The following is a 14809-nucleotide window of genomic DNA, read 5'->3' on the forward strand; positions in this document are numbered from 1 at the left end:
CCTTAACTTAGCTGGACTTGACGAGTTTGTTGGCGGCCAGGTCCCAGGTGGAGGCGGCGGTGCCTTCCTTGGTGCCGTCGTCCTTCTGTGCGGTGAGTTCCCATTTAATCTTGGTAAAGTTCAGCGACAGGGTTTCCACCGGCTTACCGCCCGCACCACCACTGACGCTGACGTTGGAAAGCACCACGTTATCGAGGGTGTAGATGATGAACGGCAGCAGCTTGCCGTCGCCTTCGGCGGCGTTGCGGCCGATGGTGATCTTGGCTGTGGTGATGGGTTTGCCGGCACAGCAGTATTCGTTGAGCGAGGGGGTGGCGGTGTCGACGAACTTGGTAACGGTGAACTCGCCGATGTGCGGTTTACCGGAGGTGCGCTCCGAGTTGCTGACATCGTTGGTGACCTGCATTGCCACGTTGTGGCTGTAGGACATCAACTCGATCTTGTCGGTGTAGCCCTCGAGCAGGCTGTCGCCTTTGATGTCGTCGCCGAGGTCGAGAATGATGGCATCCATCGCGGATAACTCCTGGGTCTGGAAACAGGGTGGATCGTGATATGGGCGAGCCCCCGTCGGAACGGCCGGCGGGGGCGTCGGGTCAGGCCGCTACCGGCGGCGGTAGGCTGGCCACCAGACGGATCGACGCGGTCAGCTCCTCCAGCTGGAAATGCGGGCGCAGGAACACCGTGGCGCGGTAGACGCCCGGCTTGCCGGCGACTTCCGAGACGTCCACGCGTGCTTCACGTAGGGGGTACTGGGCCTTGATCTCCTGGGGCGCGTTGTCGTTGATCAGCACGTAGTCCGCGATCCAGTTGTTGAGGTAGGTCTGCACGTTGTCGCGAGTCATGAAGCTGCCCACCTTGTCGCGCATGATCACCTTCAGGTAGTGGGCGAAGCGCGATGCTGCCAGCACATACGGCAGCATGGCCGAGATGCGGGCGTTGGCGTTGGCTTCGTTGGTGTTGTAGAGCCTGGCCTTGTTGGTAGTCTGACCGCCGAAGAACACCGCCATGTCGGTGTTCTTCTTGTGACACAGAGAGATGAAACCGAGGTCGTTGAGTTCCTTCTCGCGGCGATCGGTGATCGCTACTTCGGTCGGGCACTTCAGCGACAGGTCGCCGGACAGGGTGCGGAAGGTGTGTGCCGGCAGGCCCTCCACCGCTCCACCGCCTTCGGCGCCGCGGATAGCCGCGCACCAGCCATACTTGGCGAAGGCGTTGGTGATGCGCTGTGCCAGCAACCAGGCGGCATTACCCCAGAGGTACTTGGAGTGGTCGGTGCCGTTGACGTCCTCGACGTAGTCCATGCCCTCCACCGGATTGGTGTCCGGACCATAGGGCAGGCGCAGGAGGAAATTCGGCAGCACGAGTGAGACATAGCGCGAATCCTCGCTCTCGCGGAAGCTACGCCACTTGATCAGCTCCAGGCTCTCGAAGATCTTGCTGAGGTCGCGAGGCACGGCCAGCTCGGTGAAGCTGTTCATGTCGAACAATTTGGGGTTGGCGGCGGCGATGAATGGCGCGTGGGCAGCGGCCGCGACGTTGGAGAGTTTTTCCAGCAGGGCGACGTCTTGCGGATGGCGGCCGAATGCATAGTCGCCCACTAGCAGGCTGAATGGGTGTCCACCAAAGGTGCCGTATTCCTCTTCATAGATCTTCTTGAACAGCGAGCTCTGGTCGAACTCGACGGCTTTCTCCAGATCGTTCTGCAATTCCTTCTGAGTGACGTTGAGCAGGCGCAGCTTCAGGCGGCTGCTGGTCTCCGTCTGGTCCACCAGCATGTGCAAGCCTCGCCAGGAGGCCTCCAGCTTCTGCATGTCAGGATGGTGCAGAACCTCGTTGAGTTGGTCGCTGATCAGCTTGTCGATTTGGCTGATGCGGTCGTTGATCATGGCCACGGTGTCCTTGTCGATGGCCATGCCTTCGTCAAGCACCTGAGTGGCGAATTCCGCGAGCATGTCGCGGGCGTAGTCCTGCTGGCTTTCGTCGTGGGCCATTCGGCCCTCGGCAATGATTCGGTCGAGCAGCGTCAGGGTCTGGGTCGTGCTCTCGCTGGAAGCACCGGCTTTGGTGGCCATTGCGTCATCTCCGGATGTTCAAGGGGCGCTCAGGCCTGGGGTTCGGTCGGTGCTTCACCGTCGTCGGAAGCAGGGGTATCGACTGGTGCTTCGACGTCGGCGTTGACTGCGGCTTGGGCTGGAGATTCGCTCTCTGGGCGTGAGGACTTGATCTCCTGCAGGCCTTCGGTATTGCTCACTACGTCCTGCAACAGTTTGTCGAGGTCATCGTTGCCGTCGAGTTTGGTCAGCAAGTCACGCAAGCGCTGGCGCGCCTCATACAAACGGCGCAGTGGTGTGATTTGATTGACGATGTTGACTGGGTCGAAGTCGTCGAAGTGGCGGAAGCGCAGTTCAACGTTGAGCTTGCTGCCGTCGCCGCTGATGGTGTTTTCCACCTGCAAAGTGCTGCGCGGCTCGATGGAGGCGAGTACTTCGTTGAAATTGTCGCGGTCGATCTCGGTGAAGCGGCGGTCGATCAGCTTGGGTAACGGTGTTTCCGGTTTGCCGGAGAGGTCAGCGAGGATACCGACCACGAGAGGCAGTTCCTTTTTTTCGATCGCGTTACCGATTTCGACGTCGTAGGTGATCTGGACCCGTGGCGGACGGATCCGGTCCAGCTTGTGTTGCGTGCTCTCAGCCATGTTGGTTGGGCTCCGGGGCAGTACCTGGAGCGCAATGCAGCGGAAGGATCCTATGCTCGCACTCCCTTGCTGGACCGCTACTGCAACGGGGTAGCCGAACACCGAGCCCGTCCTTGACGATCCATCCACATCCGTCATGAAGACGAACTTTCATAGACGCTAGATCAGGTCTATAAATTTGCAAATGTGAAATTCAAGGTGAAGTCTTCATGACACAGGGACGTCCGATTTCCTGCTTTCCTGCTCTGCTGCTCCTGATTCTCATGCTGACCGGATGTGGTTTTCGGGGCGAGAGGATCGGACTGGATAGCCTGACGCTCGATGTAGCAGAACGCGCCAATGACGACACGCCTATCGCTGTGGACTTCGTTGCAGTGCACGATCCAGACCTGCTCAAGCTGCTGTCGGAGATTCCTTCCAAACAGTGGTTCACCGAGCGAGATCAGTACCGCCGTGACTATCGGCAACTGTTTTCGGTGTGGAGCCTGGAGCTGGTGCCCGGCCAATTTCGCGACGTTCGCGACTTCCCTTTCTCTGGTGACCAGGCTGCTGGACTTTTGGTATTCGCCGGCTATAACACTCCTGGTGCGCACCGTTTGCGCCTGAGCGAATCAGGTCGTGTGTGGCTTCGCTTCGATAGCAGGGAAATGCGTCTGCTGACGGATCGGGATCGCTAGCCAGTTGCGCACGCTGCGTGCATGCCAAACAGCGGATGTCGAAGGGGAGTGGTATGAAGGTGTTGCCGGATGCAGTCTGCTGGCACGAGGGCATGCAACTGTTGCCTCAGCATTTCCAACTGCAGGGGATACGCGCTGAGGTTATCGCTGCGCTCTGTGCCAGAGCCGGCAATCCTTGGTTCTGGGGGGTGGCCGAATTGGAGGTCGACCCTGCCGCACTGAGTACCGGCCTGGTACGTATCCAGGCCCTTGAGGCAATCCTGCCAGATGGCTTGCCCGTTAGTGTGCAACCTGGCGGCGGCAAGGTTCTGGAGTTGGATGTGGGACCTGCTGTGGCAGCTTCAGCCAATGCCAGCGTGACCGTCTACCTGGCCGTCAACCCTCTTGGCCGCAGCGGCCAGGTACTGCCCCTCAACGGACGATTGCAATCACATCTCGCAGAGGCGGTGCCTGATCTGGCCAGCGGCGAGCATCCAGAGCCGATTCTCGTCTGGCGCCCCAATCTACGTTTGGTGACTGATAGCGACAGGGCTGATTCTATTTGTCTACCTCTGTTGCGGATCTCCAACGAGGGTGGTGGATTCGTCAGGCAACCCTACGTGCCACCTATGGGATTGATCCTGCCCGAGTCTGACTTGGGTCAGATGGTCTCTGCGCTATGTGCAAGAGGGCGAGAAAAATGCCTGTTCCTCGCCGGGCGGTTGCGTCAAGCCGAGCAAGCGGGAAATCGTGATGACGCGCAGGAGCTCAGACGGCAACTGACGGCACTGTGGGCCCGTCTCCCGGAAGTTGAAGTCGCTTTGAACAGTCGAGCGGTTACTCCAGCGAATCTGCATGGCTTACTGGCCGGGCTGGCGGGGGCTTGGAGTGCATTGAATCCATTGAACGGCGTACCTGCGTTTGCACCCCTTGACTTTCTTGAGCTCAAGCGAGGCTTCGACGAAGTAATCGAGTGGCTGCACCGGAATCTGGACAGCATCCGCGTCGGTTACCGTTGCTTGGTGTTCGAGCATTCCGAGCAAGGGTTTTCGATTGATTTGCCAGATACCCAGGCAGGTCGTCAGCGCCTTGTCGTGGGGCTGCGCATGCCGGCGGGCACTGGACAGGAAGCTGCGCAGTCATGGCTGGGGCAGGCAGTGATTGCCTCGCGACAACACGTACCTACGCTCATACAGCAGCGCATGAGCGGTCTGCCTCACCAGCCCATGAACCGTCACGAACGGGCCGCGTACGGTGTGGGTGAGGAAACTCACCTTTTTCTGATTCAGGCTTCCGGTGATTGGTTCGACCCGGAGCAACCGCTTTGCCTGGCGGTTACCTCTCAGAGAGTGAATTCAAGTCCCTGGCAAGTTCTTCTATTTACGACCGATAGCCACTGAAATCAGCCTTCCCAAGCCAAGGATGCATAGATGTCGGAAAGGAGCGTTTCTCTTTACCCCCCAGAGTTCGGAGAGGCACCTCTGAGCCAGGCTTTTCGGGAAGCCTGGATCGAATGGCGAGAGGTTTGGGATGGTGTGGCAGGACTGAGCAATCCTGGCAACGAACAGATCGAACGCATGGCAGAGGCCACGATCCTCGTGGTTCGTCGTCTCTGGCGCAGCGCATTCGCCAGTGTCGGAGCATCCTCCTCGAGCCAGGTCAAGGCTATGGTCTATGCATTCGTCGCCCTGGTAGATGAACGTCTCTTGTTCGATGACTGGCCAGGCCGGACAGCATGGCAGCCACGTCCGCTTGAAACTCGTTTGTATGGTTCGCGCAATGCAGGTGAGCGACTGCCACGCGCTATTCACAAGCTACTCAAGGAGCGTGCTCCGGCCTCTCGTGATCTGGCTAACGTCTACCTCCAGTGCTTGATTCTTGGCTTCTATGGCGGCTTGCGTAGCGACCGTGGTCGGGCGCTGCATGCGCGCTGGCGGCATGCACTTTTCACCTTCGCCTGGCAACGTGAGCCAGTGGTGAATGGCGCGATGAGCAGCCTGGCGCGGCCGAGCCGTGCTGCGCCTTTACGTCTACCCATGAGGCGAGTGCTGCCAGATGGTATGCGCCTGGGGCTGGCTATCTGCGGATTGCTGCTGGTTCTGAGCACGGTCGGACACTGGATGTGGAGTGATATTCAGTCGGAGCTGACTCCCTTGATGCACCTGATCACCATGGACGAAGGTGGGAGCCCGGTTGAATGAGCACCCTCGCGATCGTTCTCAGCGTGGTAGGCATTCTCCTGGTGATTGCAGCCCTGGCTGCTTTGTTCTGGTGGTTGCGTACTCAATCCGGTATGGCGATTCGTAGCTTCTATGCCGCGGTACGCAGGATGGAACAGGAACAGGGGATCGAGTCGCGCTATCAGGTTCCTTGGCTGATGCTGCTCGGCGATCCGCGTGAGGGTAGCCAGCTTTGTAGCGATTGGCAGCTCACGCCTGTTGGACGTCCAGCCTGGTTCGGCCGGTGGTGGGCCGACCAGGATGGCGCCGTACTGGTGGTGCCTCAAGGCGTATTCCTGCCCAGCGATGGCAGTACTGCCTCCACCTTCGTCTGGCGTCGTCTGCTCAGTATGCTGCTGAGGCTGCGTGGCCAGCGTCCTTTGGATGGCGTGATCTGGAACATCCCACTTGGCCAGTTGCAGGACGGAGCCCAGAGTGCAACCGACGTGGTTATTCTGCGTCGTCGTTTCGGTGAGTTGCTTCAGCGTCTTGGCCTGGGGCTTCCGGTGTATGTCCTGATTACGGGCTTCGAGGAAATGCCGGGTTTTCAGGAGCTGGTAGCCGCACTTCCTGAAGAAGGCCGTGAGCGTCTGTTGGGGTGGTCATCATCCTACGGGCTGGATGCCGGCTGGCAGAGCTATTGGCTCGATGATGCGCTGGAATCTGTAGTGCAAAGCATGCAGGCGGCCATCATTGAGGTCGGTGCTTTGAAAGGCGAGTTGGCTGAGGATCTATATCGCCTGCCTGATCTGTTGCTGGCTCTCAAGGGCAACCTGCGTAACTTGCTGGAACCCGTTTTTCAGGGCAGTACCCAAGGCGAGGCCCCCAGATTGCGCGGCCTCTACCTGGGGGCCTCACAGGCACGTGAAGAATCGAATGTTGAGCAGCTCTATCCTGGTGAGCTGCCTTCGATGCAAGGGGCATTCACTCAGTTGCTCTGGCGGCAGCGGCTGCTAGCCGAACAGGGGTTGGCACAGGCTCTTCCGCGCGTGCTGCGCTTACGTCAGCGTTGGCAGAGAACGGTGGGTGGTGTTGCCGCGGTACTGGCTCTCTGCTGGCTGGTGGGCATGCTGTGGGTATGGCAGGCAAGACAGCAGGATGCACGTGAGTTGAGTCGCCTATTGGAGGAGGTGCATGCCGGCCATGCGAGCTTGCGAGCCCCCGAGCGTAGCCAGGAGCAAGCCCGGCTCAATGTTCAGGGGTTCTGGGCGTTGCTGCAGCGAGCCCCCCGCTGGCATTTTTCATCGTTGGTCTACCCCACCTCCTGGGGATCTTCACTGGATACCCAGATGGACCTGCTATTGCGTGGTATGGCTCGCCGCGAGGCGCTGGTGCCGCTGCAGCAACTGCAGGAGTACCAACTCAAGACGTTGCTGGATATCCGCAATGAGCAACGTCGCCCCGATGTCGAAAGTGCCCAGCCGGATCAGTGGCCGAACTACGTGAAGGCTCGCACCTTGGCTGAGGGCGTTGTAAGCCTGGAGCGGCACAATCGTCTGCTCAACGATGCCCTAAGCGGCCAGGAGGGCTTTATCGAGTCACTGACTCAACTGAGCAACGATGCACTGGGGCTTAGCCTCGACCCCTCTAGCTTGGCCCGGAGATCCTTTTACGACCAGACCTTGCGCAACCTTGCTGCACCTGGACTGCGCCCTGTGGATCTGGAACCGAATCGCAGGCAACTCTCTGGACAGTTCCAAACGCTGATGAAGTTTTGGCTGGCGCAGTACTTCCTGGCAGGAAACTTCGTCACGCCTGCCGGTTATCTCAAAAGGAACCTGAACGATCTGGAATATGGCAGGGATACCTCGCTGAACAAGCTTGAGGAAATCAACGGCCTTATCGGGCATCTCGAGGATCTGATCATTCTTACTAACTCCGCATGGAGTCATGGTAGCGGTGAGGAGTTGGTGCCGGGTTACCGCGACCTGATGAACGATGTGAAGCAGAGCCGACTTCTGGGACCAAGCGTTGAAGCCTCCGTTACGCTCGAGGCTGAGCAACTGCGCAAAGGTTTCCACAGTCAATGGATCGAGGGGGGCGCTAGCCGCGACAACCTGCTACAGCGGCAGGCTGGCGGAACGCTGGTTTTGCAGGAGCACATCAGCAAGCTGTCGAGGAGTATCGATGATCTGCTCAAGCGAGATTTTGCGGTAAGCGCAATGCGCCGCACTGACAGCGCCGCTGATACGCGTGCGGTGATCAACTTGACCGAACAGCAAATGGCTCAGGCACTTGTTTACCAGCAAAGCTACCAGAGCTTCGTGGCTCAGGAGTTGGCACAGATCTCGCCGGTTTATCGTCCCGGTATGCTCAAGGCTGCTGAACAAGCCGCCGCTCTCGCCATGTGGTCAGAGCTGACCTCATCTGGTGGACGATATGTCTACGGTTCTTCAGAGAGCCGGTTCAATGTCTCTGTCGAAAAGGCCATGGAGGTCATCCAAGCCCTGGCGGCTCTCGGACGTGCCGATTTGGCGAATACTCTTCAATCCCAATTGACCTTGCGTGCCATGGCGGATGTAGATGCCGTGCTCGCTGACATCGACAGCTTGCCACTGTTCACCGAACGCTACCCGGTGTCCGATTGGGACGGTAAGCCCAATCTGGGACTCAAGTTGTTCCGGGCCACCGACGTGCAGGATCTGAAGGCATCACTATCTCGACAGTTCGCGGAGATCAGTACCAGCATCGACAGGGTCAGGCCCGAACTTACGTGGCTGAGAACACAGACAGATTTGCCCCTGTCCCTGCAAGACAAGGTGTCGAGGCTTGGCTCGATAATGGATGAAATGCAGAAGTACAAAACGCAGAACCCCACTAGCGCTCCTGCTTTATTCGAGCAACTGGTGACCAGGGACCTGGTGGATGTGGACGTCGACAACTGCCTGCAGGTGCTATCAACAGCCAGTCTGCCACAGGGAGATGGCGATCTGGCCCGATATACCCGTGGTATTACTGATCAAGTGCACAAGCGCTGCAGTCAGTTGCAGATACAGGGCGCAGCACAGGCCTGGAGCGCACTGGCGGATTATTTCAACCAGTATTTGGCTGGACGTTTTCCGTTCTCATATAGCCTGGAAAATGGCGATGCTGACCCTGCTCGCGTCAAACACCTGCTGGAGTTGATCGATACTCATCTGGAGGTCGCTGAGAAGGGGCTTGTGTTAGCGCCTCCAGGTAACCGTCTGGCGGCTGAAGATTTCCTCTCTCGGATGAAACAGGCCAGAAGTTGGCTTGGCCCAATGTTCATACGCGACAAGTCCGGGACAATTGGCGTGGAGCTTGAAGTGCGTTGGCGAACGGACCGCGAAGACGAGCGGGGCGCCGATCAGGTAATCGCTTGGACCTTGAATGGAGCGGGGCACCAGATCAGTCATCCTGGCGAGTCTGGCCAGCGCCTGCACTGGAACGTTGGTGATCCGCTGCAGCTCGTGTTGCGCTGGGCGCGCGACAGCAGCCAACGGCCGGTGATAGATCCGTTGCAACCAAGCATGGCCGTAAATGGCCTTGAAGCGGGTTGGGAGTATCGTGGCCCCTGGGCTTTGCTGCGCATGATGCGCTCGCACGTGGTGCCCCAACGTCTGCCGAACATGGACTACACGGACTTTCCTCTCACCTTGCAGGTCCCGATTCGGGGAGCGCTGGATGCCAGCCCGCAGGCTCAAATGTTCATTCGCCTGTCACTGCTCGGTCAGGGCAGCAAGCTACCCCTGTCAATCCAGCCTCTACCTGTCGTCGCACCCAGTTCGCCATTCTCCAGCTTCCAGCTCCAGGCTTCGCGAAGTGAGGTGGTGGAACCATGACATCAGCGTCTATCGAAGAGTATCTGGAACCCATTCCCGGTGATGCCGTTTGCGGCCCCAGTCTGCGTTACGAGGGCGCTTGGGATCGCCTGCGAGAACTACGGCGTGAGGATGATGCGAGCCTGCCAACTGGTGTCTGGCAAAGCGACCTCAAGCGCGGAGACTGGGCCGCATTGGAGGAGTTGGCAGGTGATCTACTGCGAGGGCGCAGCAAGGATCTGATGATTGCCGTTTGGCTGGGCGAAGCCTGGATACATCGCCATGGACTCGCCGGTGTAAACGCGGCACTGGCTTTGCTGACTGGGTTATGCGAACGCTATCCGGATACTCTGCATCCGCAGCCAGAGGAGGGTGACCGCAGCTGGCGTGTCTTTCCCCTGGAGTGGATGGTTCGCCAATACAGCGCCACCTTGCTGATCCAGACGCCACTCTTTGGCATCGATGCGCAAGAGTTCGCGCACGTGAACCTTCACGACTGGCTGCAGTTGCAGCAGCGTCAGGTTCAAATGAGTGACAGCAAACAGGACAAGATCGCGGCAGAAACGGCCCGACTGGAATATCGCAAGCTACATGAAAGGCTCAGGCAGACGCCGAAGAGTCATTTCATCAATGCTGATCTTGACCTGCAGGCCGCTCTCGCAGCTCTTGAACGGCTGGAAAACTGGAGCGACGGCTGGCTGGCTGAGTTGGCCCCCAGCTTTGGTGCCCTGCGTCAGACACTGACCAGCCTACGTGCTCAGATCGAGGAGTTCGTTCCGATGTCAGAACACATCCCTTCAAGCGAGCCAGAAATCGTTGCCGTAACGGACGGACCGACTGCCGAGCCCTCTACACCTTCGCTGCCTATGGCTGGTATGCCCAGCAGTCGTGAGCAGGCTTATCGCCAGCTTGCGCAGATCGCCGACTACCTCGCCAGAACCGAGCCACATAGCCCGGTGCCCTATGTCATTCGTCGTGCCGTGGAGTGGGGTAACCAGCCGCTTGGCGAGTTGCTGGACGAGTTGATCAGCGCCGATGCCGAATCCAGGCGGCTATGGAGGCTGCTCGGGGTGCTTAAGTAAGGCAGTATCAGACCGGTATGTTCGCCGAAGCACTGGTGGAGGATTTTACCCGTCAGCACGGGCGTATCTAAGTAATGGCTAGCAGCCCAGATTCAGAGATCCCGGATCACATGCTTATCGGAAAAATATGATTTCCGTTCGCTTACTCCAATCCTCTATCGGTTCAACTCTGAGTAGAAACCGAAAGCACTCAATCCGGCGACCAAACGTTCCGCAATTCGATAGAGCCCCCTTAAAATCCGCAGGCTGCAGCGAATCTCAGCTGTGCCTTTTGCGGAACATAATTGACGCTAAGTAGCTGTTTCTATGAGCATTATTCTGAGACTTAAAATCTCTCGCCAGCAATGGCGTGCCGGTTCGAGTCCGGCTTCGGGCACCATTTAAAATCAAGCACTTACAGATGTAGGCGCTCTTTCCGCAATTCCCGTCTTTTCCGCAATTACCTTGCTGGCGAAACTTATTTCCTCGCCGCTCCCTGATGTAATGACTCCGTCATGACAACCATGCCGTGGCCAAGCTGCTCTCTAGCCTTCAGAATGTCTCCACTCGATTCAGTTGTGACGGTGCCTGCTATGGCCCGTAGGTCATGTAGTTTGAGTTCTTTACATCATGATCTTAATAGTGGGCCGAATCTCCTTGGGCAGGTGGTTTCTATGAAATTCGGTTCTTCGGCACAATGCCAACTTGCATTCCAAATGGATTGAACACGCTATTGAGGGTCTGCACGGTTGGATTTGACTCATCATGTTCCAGCTGGCGAAGGGCGCGCAGGGAGAGCTTGCACATCTGTGCGAAGCGAGCCTGCTGCAATCCGGTGATTTCCTTCCGTAACTTGCGCACAGCCTGGCCGATGCTCAACTCGCCCGACGCCAGCTGGGTCTGTATTTCGCTCAGAATACGGTTGCGTTCGATGATGTCCATTCAGACGAGCTCCCATCGGCCGAGTCGTTGCCGGAGGTTTCGCAGCGCAATACGCGGGTGATTCATCGTGGCGCTTGGCAACCCCTGATCGCTCAGTAGATCGGGAAGGGCCAGGAGGTTTTGTGCTGCGCCTCTGAGCCTTTCATAAAGAACTTCTGCGTTGGTCCATTGCGCCAGTGAGGCACAGGCTTGGCGCCAGTTGACCTCGCCGGCAACCTCTATAGGTTGAGGCCATTTTGTAGTGCGAGTGATACCTTCATCATCCATCACCATTGGGGCAAGGTCGTAGATAGGGGCTAGTTTCAGGCCTGTGCTGTTGCGCAAGACTGAAGTATTGCGGCCATGGTTGTCCGAATTGCCAAGGATCTGGTTGAGCAAGTCTCGCTGTAGATATTCAAGGATCATGTCGTCAACTTGTGCTCCTTGCCCCGTTTGCTGCCACAGCCTTACCAAGTGGCTCAGGGCGTCGGTATGCAGTAGGTAGCTGCCTGGCACGGTTACTCCGGCGAGTGAGTACAGCGACTCCATGGCGCTGCGCTCTAAGCCTGCGGCGCTAAGATGACGATCGAAACGATGCATCCACAGGCTAGGCTTGCGGCCTTCCTCTAACGCCAAACCTTCTGCTGGTACGGTATCCAGTCCAAGCCGCTGAACGGCTCTGTAGTAGCAGAATTCGCTCCGCAGTATGTCTTGGTCGGTCTGCCTGGCCTGGTTCCGCGCGAACTTTACGAACCAGTGGCGGGTTGCAGAGTCATCCGGCAGAACCGCATCTGGGTGCAGGACGCCTTCTCGATCTTCAGTCAGCAACAATTTGGGCGCCTCGCCACCTGCACCTGTGGCGCCGCCGATAGCCGCACCCTGCTCGTAGGCGTATTCCAGAAAGCGGGCATCGCGATTGATGACATCCTCGCGAGAGAAGCCTAGCAGCGGGTTTCCCTGAAGCGCTGTTGCCGCCTCCTTGATGCGCAGGTTTCCCACCGGCGCGGGCGCGCAGCGACTTAGCAAAAAAAGATCCAGTCCAAGATGCTCGGGTTTTTGCTCACCCAGGCGTTGGAGGAGGAAGCGTCTTGCTGCTCCAGCGGGCAGTATGTCGTGAAGGAAGGCGGGTGCCCCGCTTGCTCGATGAGATTCCCAGTCCAGCGGCACCGTGACGCTAACTGCATGCTCAAGGCGGCTGCCGATGTGATCCAGCGTCTCAAGCAGATATGTTTGCTCATAGCCAAAAGAACAGGCTCCAGCTAGACCAGCTTCGGGCTGCTCAAAGCTGAGGTGCATGGCGTCGTGCCAGGCATGACCGCTGTACAGTTGCAGGGTGAGCGAGTGCATATAGACTCCGGCACTATAATGCCGTTAAGACTAGTTTGTCTGACTGATAAAGGCAATAAAATGCCTTTAACTGCCTTGGGGCCAGACCTTAAAGGCACTTTAGTGCCTATTCCTTGGGTCGGCTTGCGACTGCCAAGCCTGTCCGGAATCTTTGTCTTGCGACAAGGCGCCCAATTTCAGGAGGTGGGCTCAAGGTTGTATCTCCTGAACGCCCGATCCCTCGCCATGAGGGCTTCCAGCATGTGCAGGATGAGTGTCAGGGCGTCGATCTCTTCGCTGTCGCATAGCGCTCGAGGTCGGCCTTCAGGCCGGCCGGGCAGGTGAAGGCCAGCTTCAGGCTCTCTGGTTGTTCTTGATCCAGACCGTGGGCAAATGGTGGCGGCGTGGCACATGCATGATCGAATTCGTGCGGCGACCATTGGCCGCTCAATGTATCTGCATGTACTTCCGGGCCCTCAAGGCTTTACGGCCTTGAGGGCTTCTTTTTGCCACCAGCCAAGCGCACGGGCGCAGTCTGCGCGGGTGCCTGTGCTGCTGTCATTGGCAATATCCATGGTCACTATCGAGAGCACTGATTTCTGTCTGGCGAAGCATCGGCCTAATGTTGAGCCCAACAGAGATTGAGTTGCCTTGGAGGTCATGATGTCCCGTATCGATGTGGTTTCCCTGGTGGGTAGTGCCGTACCGGCTGAGCTCAGGTCCGACGGTCATATGGCGTGCTGGCTGGTGATGGTAGACGGCCAGCCAAAAGCCGGTCCCTTCGCTTCCCGTGAGGCTGCGCTGGCTTGCCAGGCGGTCTGGCTGCTCAGCAGCGCCATTCGTCGTGAGGGCGACTCGCTGCTGGCCTGATTCACTGTTTTACCCCGCGCTCGCTCCAGCGCTCCCCTTGGCCCGCCTCTGGCGGGCTTTTTCTTGCTCGCTGGTTACAATGGCGATCATTTTCTTGAGGGGTGCAGTGTGGCCAGGTGGGACATCTTCTGCAGCGTGGTGGACAACTACGGTGATATCGGCGTGACCTGGCGACTGGCCCGGCAATTGGCGGCCGAGCAGGGGCGTGCGGTGCGTCTGTGGGTCGACGAACTGGGCGCCTTCGTACGCTTGTGCCCGGAAGCCAGTGTCGATGCCGAATGCCAACGCTGGAGCGGTGTCGAGGTACGCCGGTGGGCGGAGCCGTTCCCCCTGGTGGAACCCGCCGAGGTGGTGATCGAGGCCTTCGCCTGTCAGTTGCCGTCTGCCTATATCGAGGCGATGGCAGCCAGCGGTACGCGCCGTTTGTGGCTGAACCTGGAATACCTCAGTGCCGAGGATTGGGTCGCAGGTTGTCATGGCCTGCCATCGCCGCAGCCTGGAGGCTTGCAGAAATTCTTCTTCTTTCCTGGCTTCGTGGGGGGCACGGGCGGTTTGCTGCGCGAGGCCGATCTGCTGGCGCGGCGGCGCGCCTTTCAGGCTGACGCGCAGGCGCAGCAGGCTTTTCTGCAGTCACTCGGCGTGGCACGTGAAGCGGGGGCACGGTTGATATCGCTGTTCGCCTACGAGAACGCAGCTCTGGCGGGATGGCTGGATGCACTGGCTGCCGATCCGCAGCCGACGCAACTGCTGGTGCCGCAGGGCAAGATTGTCGCTGACCTGCAGGTCTGGCTTGGCGGGGCGCACCTGGCGCCGGGTGATCACCGCCGGCGCGGTAATCTGCTGATCCATGTGCTGCCCTTCGTTGCCCAGGATGACTACGACCGCCTGCTGTGGTGCTGCGACTTCAATGCGGTGCGCGGTGAGGATTCCTTCGTTCGCGCGCAATGGGCGGAGCGGCCGCTGCTCTGGCATATCTACCCGCAGGAGGAGCGGGCGCACTGGGACAAGCTCGAGGCGTTTCTGGCGATTTATAACGCCGATCTGATGCCTGAAGCCGCTGCCGTTCAGGCTGAATGCTGGCGGGCATGGAATAGCGGTGAAGAGATGGAAACGGCCTGGGCTGCGCTTCTCAAGGCTTGGCCATTACTGCAGCGACATGCCGAGCAATGGTGCGATCAGCAGGCTGCCAGGGCAGATCTTGCCACGACGCTGGAACAGTTTTACCTAAATTGGCTATCATACGCGGCCTAGATTTCTGTACCTCCCGCATATTTCGGAT

General features: G+C 58.6%; 12 protein-coding genes, 1 tRNA gene and 1 pseudogene. 8 read left to right on the forward strand and 6 right to left on the reverse strand.

The features are described 5' to 3' along the window. Positions 1-7: 7 nt before the first annotated feature. From ACN0X6_RS04380 to tssB, 3 genes are all read right to left on the reverse strand, one after another. Positions 8-511, reverse strand: a complete 504-nt coding sequence (locus ACN0X6_RS04380) for an Hcp family type VI secretion system effector (protein ID WP_017676971.1) — start codon at positions 509-511, stop codon at positions 8-10. Positions 512-593: 82 nt separating this feature from the next. Next, positions 594-2072 carry a type VI secretion system contractile sheath large subunit gene (gene tssC, locus ACN0X6_RS04385; RefSeq protein WP_417702412.1) on the reverse strand — a complete coding sequence of 493 codons (1479 nt, stop codon included), beginning with the start codon at positions 2070-2072 and terminating at the stop codon, positions 594-596. 29 nt (positions 2073-2101) lie between these two features. Beyond that, on the reverse strand, positions 2102-2695 hold the full coding sequence (tssB, locus tag ACN0X6_RS04390; protein WP_417702414.1) for a type VI secretion system contractile sheath small subunit: 594 nt from the start codon (positions 2693-2695) through the stop codon (positions 2102-2104). A 209-nt stretch (positions 2696-2904) separates the two neighbouring features. Between tssB and ACN0X6_RS04395 the strand changes: the two genes are divergently transcribed. The 6 genes from ACN0X6_RS04395 to ACN0X6_RS04420 all read left to right on the forward strand — a co-directional run bounded on the left by ACN0X6_RS04395 (position 2905) and on the right by ACN0X6_RS04420 (position 10813). Beyond that, positions 2905-3372 carry a type VI secretion protein gene (locus ACN0X6_RS04395; RefSeq protein ID WP_247723538.1) on the forward strand — a complete coding sequence of 156 codons (468 nt, stop codon included), beginning with the start codon at positions 2905-2907 and terminating at the stop codon, positions 3370-3372. Positions 3373-3425: 53 nt separating this feature from the next. Next, entirely contained in the window at positions 3426-4751 is a 1326-nt protein-coding gene (tssK, locus tag ACN0X6_RS04400; RefSeq protein WP_417702417.1) for a type VI secretion system baseplate subunit TssK, read from the forward strand. 30 nt (positions 4752-4781) lie between these two features. Next, positions 4782-5552, forward strand: coding sequence for a DotU family type IV/VI secretion system protein (locus ACN0X6_RS04405; protein ID WP_417702419.1), 771 nt, complete (start codon positions 4782-4784; stop codon positions 5550-5552). After that, positions 5549-9373, forward strand: a complete 3825-nt coding sequence (locus ACN0X6_RS04410; RefSeq protein ID WP_417702421.1) for a type VI secretion system protein — start codon at positions 5549-5551, stop codon at positions 9371-9373. Before ACN0X6_RS04405 ends, ACN0X6_RS04410 begins: the two co-directional genes overlap by 4 nt. Beyond that, positions 9370-10434: a type VI secretion system protein TssA gene (tssA, locus tag ACN0X6_RS04415; RefSeq protein WP_417702423.1), complete on the forward strand. Its 1065-nt coding sequence runs from the start codon at positions 9370-9372 to the stop codon at positions 10432-10434. The genes ACN0X6_RS04410 and tssA overlap by 4 nt, the downstream gene beginning before the upstream one ends. Positions 10435-10682: 248 nt before the next feature. Then, positions 10683-10813, forward strand: a tRNA-OTHER gene (locus ACN0X6_RS04420). A 272-nt stretch (positions 10814-11085) separates the two neighbouring features. On the opposite strand, the gene ACN0X6_RS04425 is transcribed toward ACN0X6_RS04420, so the two are convergent. The 3 genes and pseudogenes from ACN0X6_RS04425 to ACN0X6_RS04435 form a co-directional block, all read right to left on the reverse strand. Beyond that, entirely contained in the window at positions 11086-11355 is a 270-nt protein-coding gene (locus ACN0X6_RS04425) for a helix-turn-helix domain-containing protein (RefSeq protein ID WP_417702425.1), read from the reverse strand. Next, positions 11356-12681 carry a type II toxin-antitoxin system HipA family toxin gene (locus tag ACN0X6_RS04430; RefSeq protein WP_417702426.1) on the reverse strand — a complete coding sequence of 442 codons (1326 nt, stop codon included), beginning with the start codon at positions 12679-12681 and terminating at the stop codon, positions 11356-11358. It lies immediately after the preceding gene. A 176-nt stretch (positions 12682-12857) separates the two neighbouring features. Then, a pseudogene (locus ACN0X6_RS04435) lies at positions 12858-13042 on the reverse strand (DUF2274 domain-containing protein). Between the two features lie 281 nt (positions 13043-13323). Between ACN0X6_RS04435 and ACN0X6_RS04440 the strand changes: the two are divergent. Together ACN0X6_RS04440 and earP are read left to right on the forward strand one after the other, a co-directional pair. Beyond that, a complete protein-coding gene (locus ACN0X6_RS04440) occupies positions 13324-13530 on the forward strand; it encodes a hypothetical protein (RefSeq protein ID WP_017676961.1) in 207 nt (68 codons plus the stop codon). A gap of 108 nt (positions 13531-13638) precedes the next feature. Beyond that, positions 13639-14781 (forward strand): elongation factor P maturation arginine rhamnosyltransferase EarP, encoded by a 1143-nt coding sequence (gene earP, locus ACN0X6_RS04445; protein ID WP_417702428.1) that lies wholly within the window; start codon positions 13639-13641, stop codon positions 14779-14781. The last annotated feature ends 28 nt before the right edge of the window (positions 14782-14809 follow it).

Origin of the sequence: Pseudomonas sp., from assembly GCF_048269965.1 — a bacterium.
Lineage (GTDB): Bacteria > Pseudomonadota > Gammaproteobacteria > Pseudomonadales > Pseudomonadaceae > Aquipseudomonas.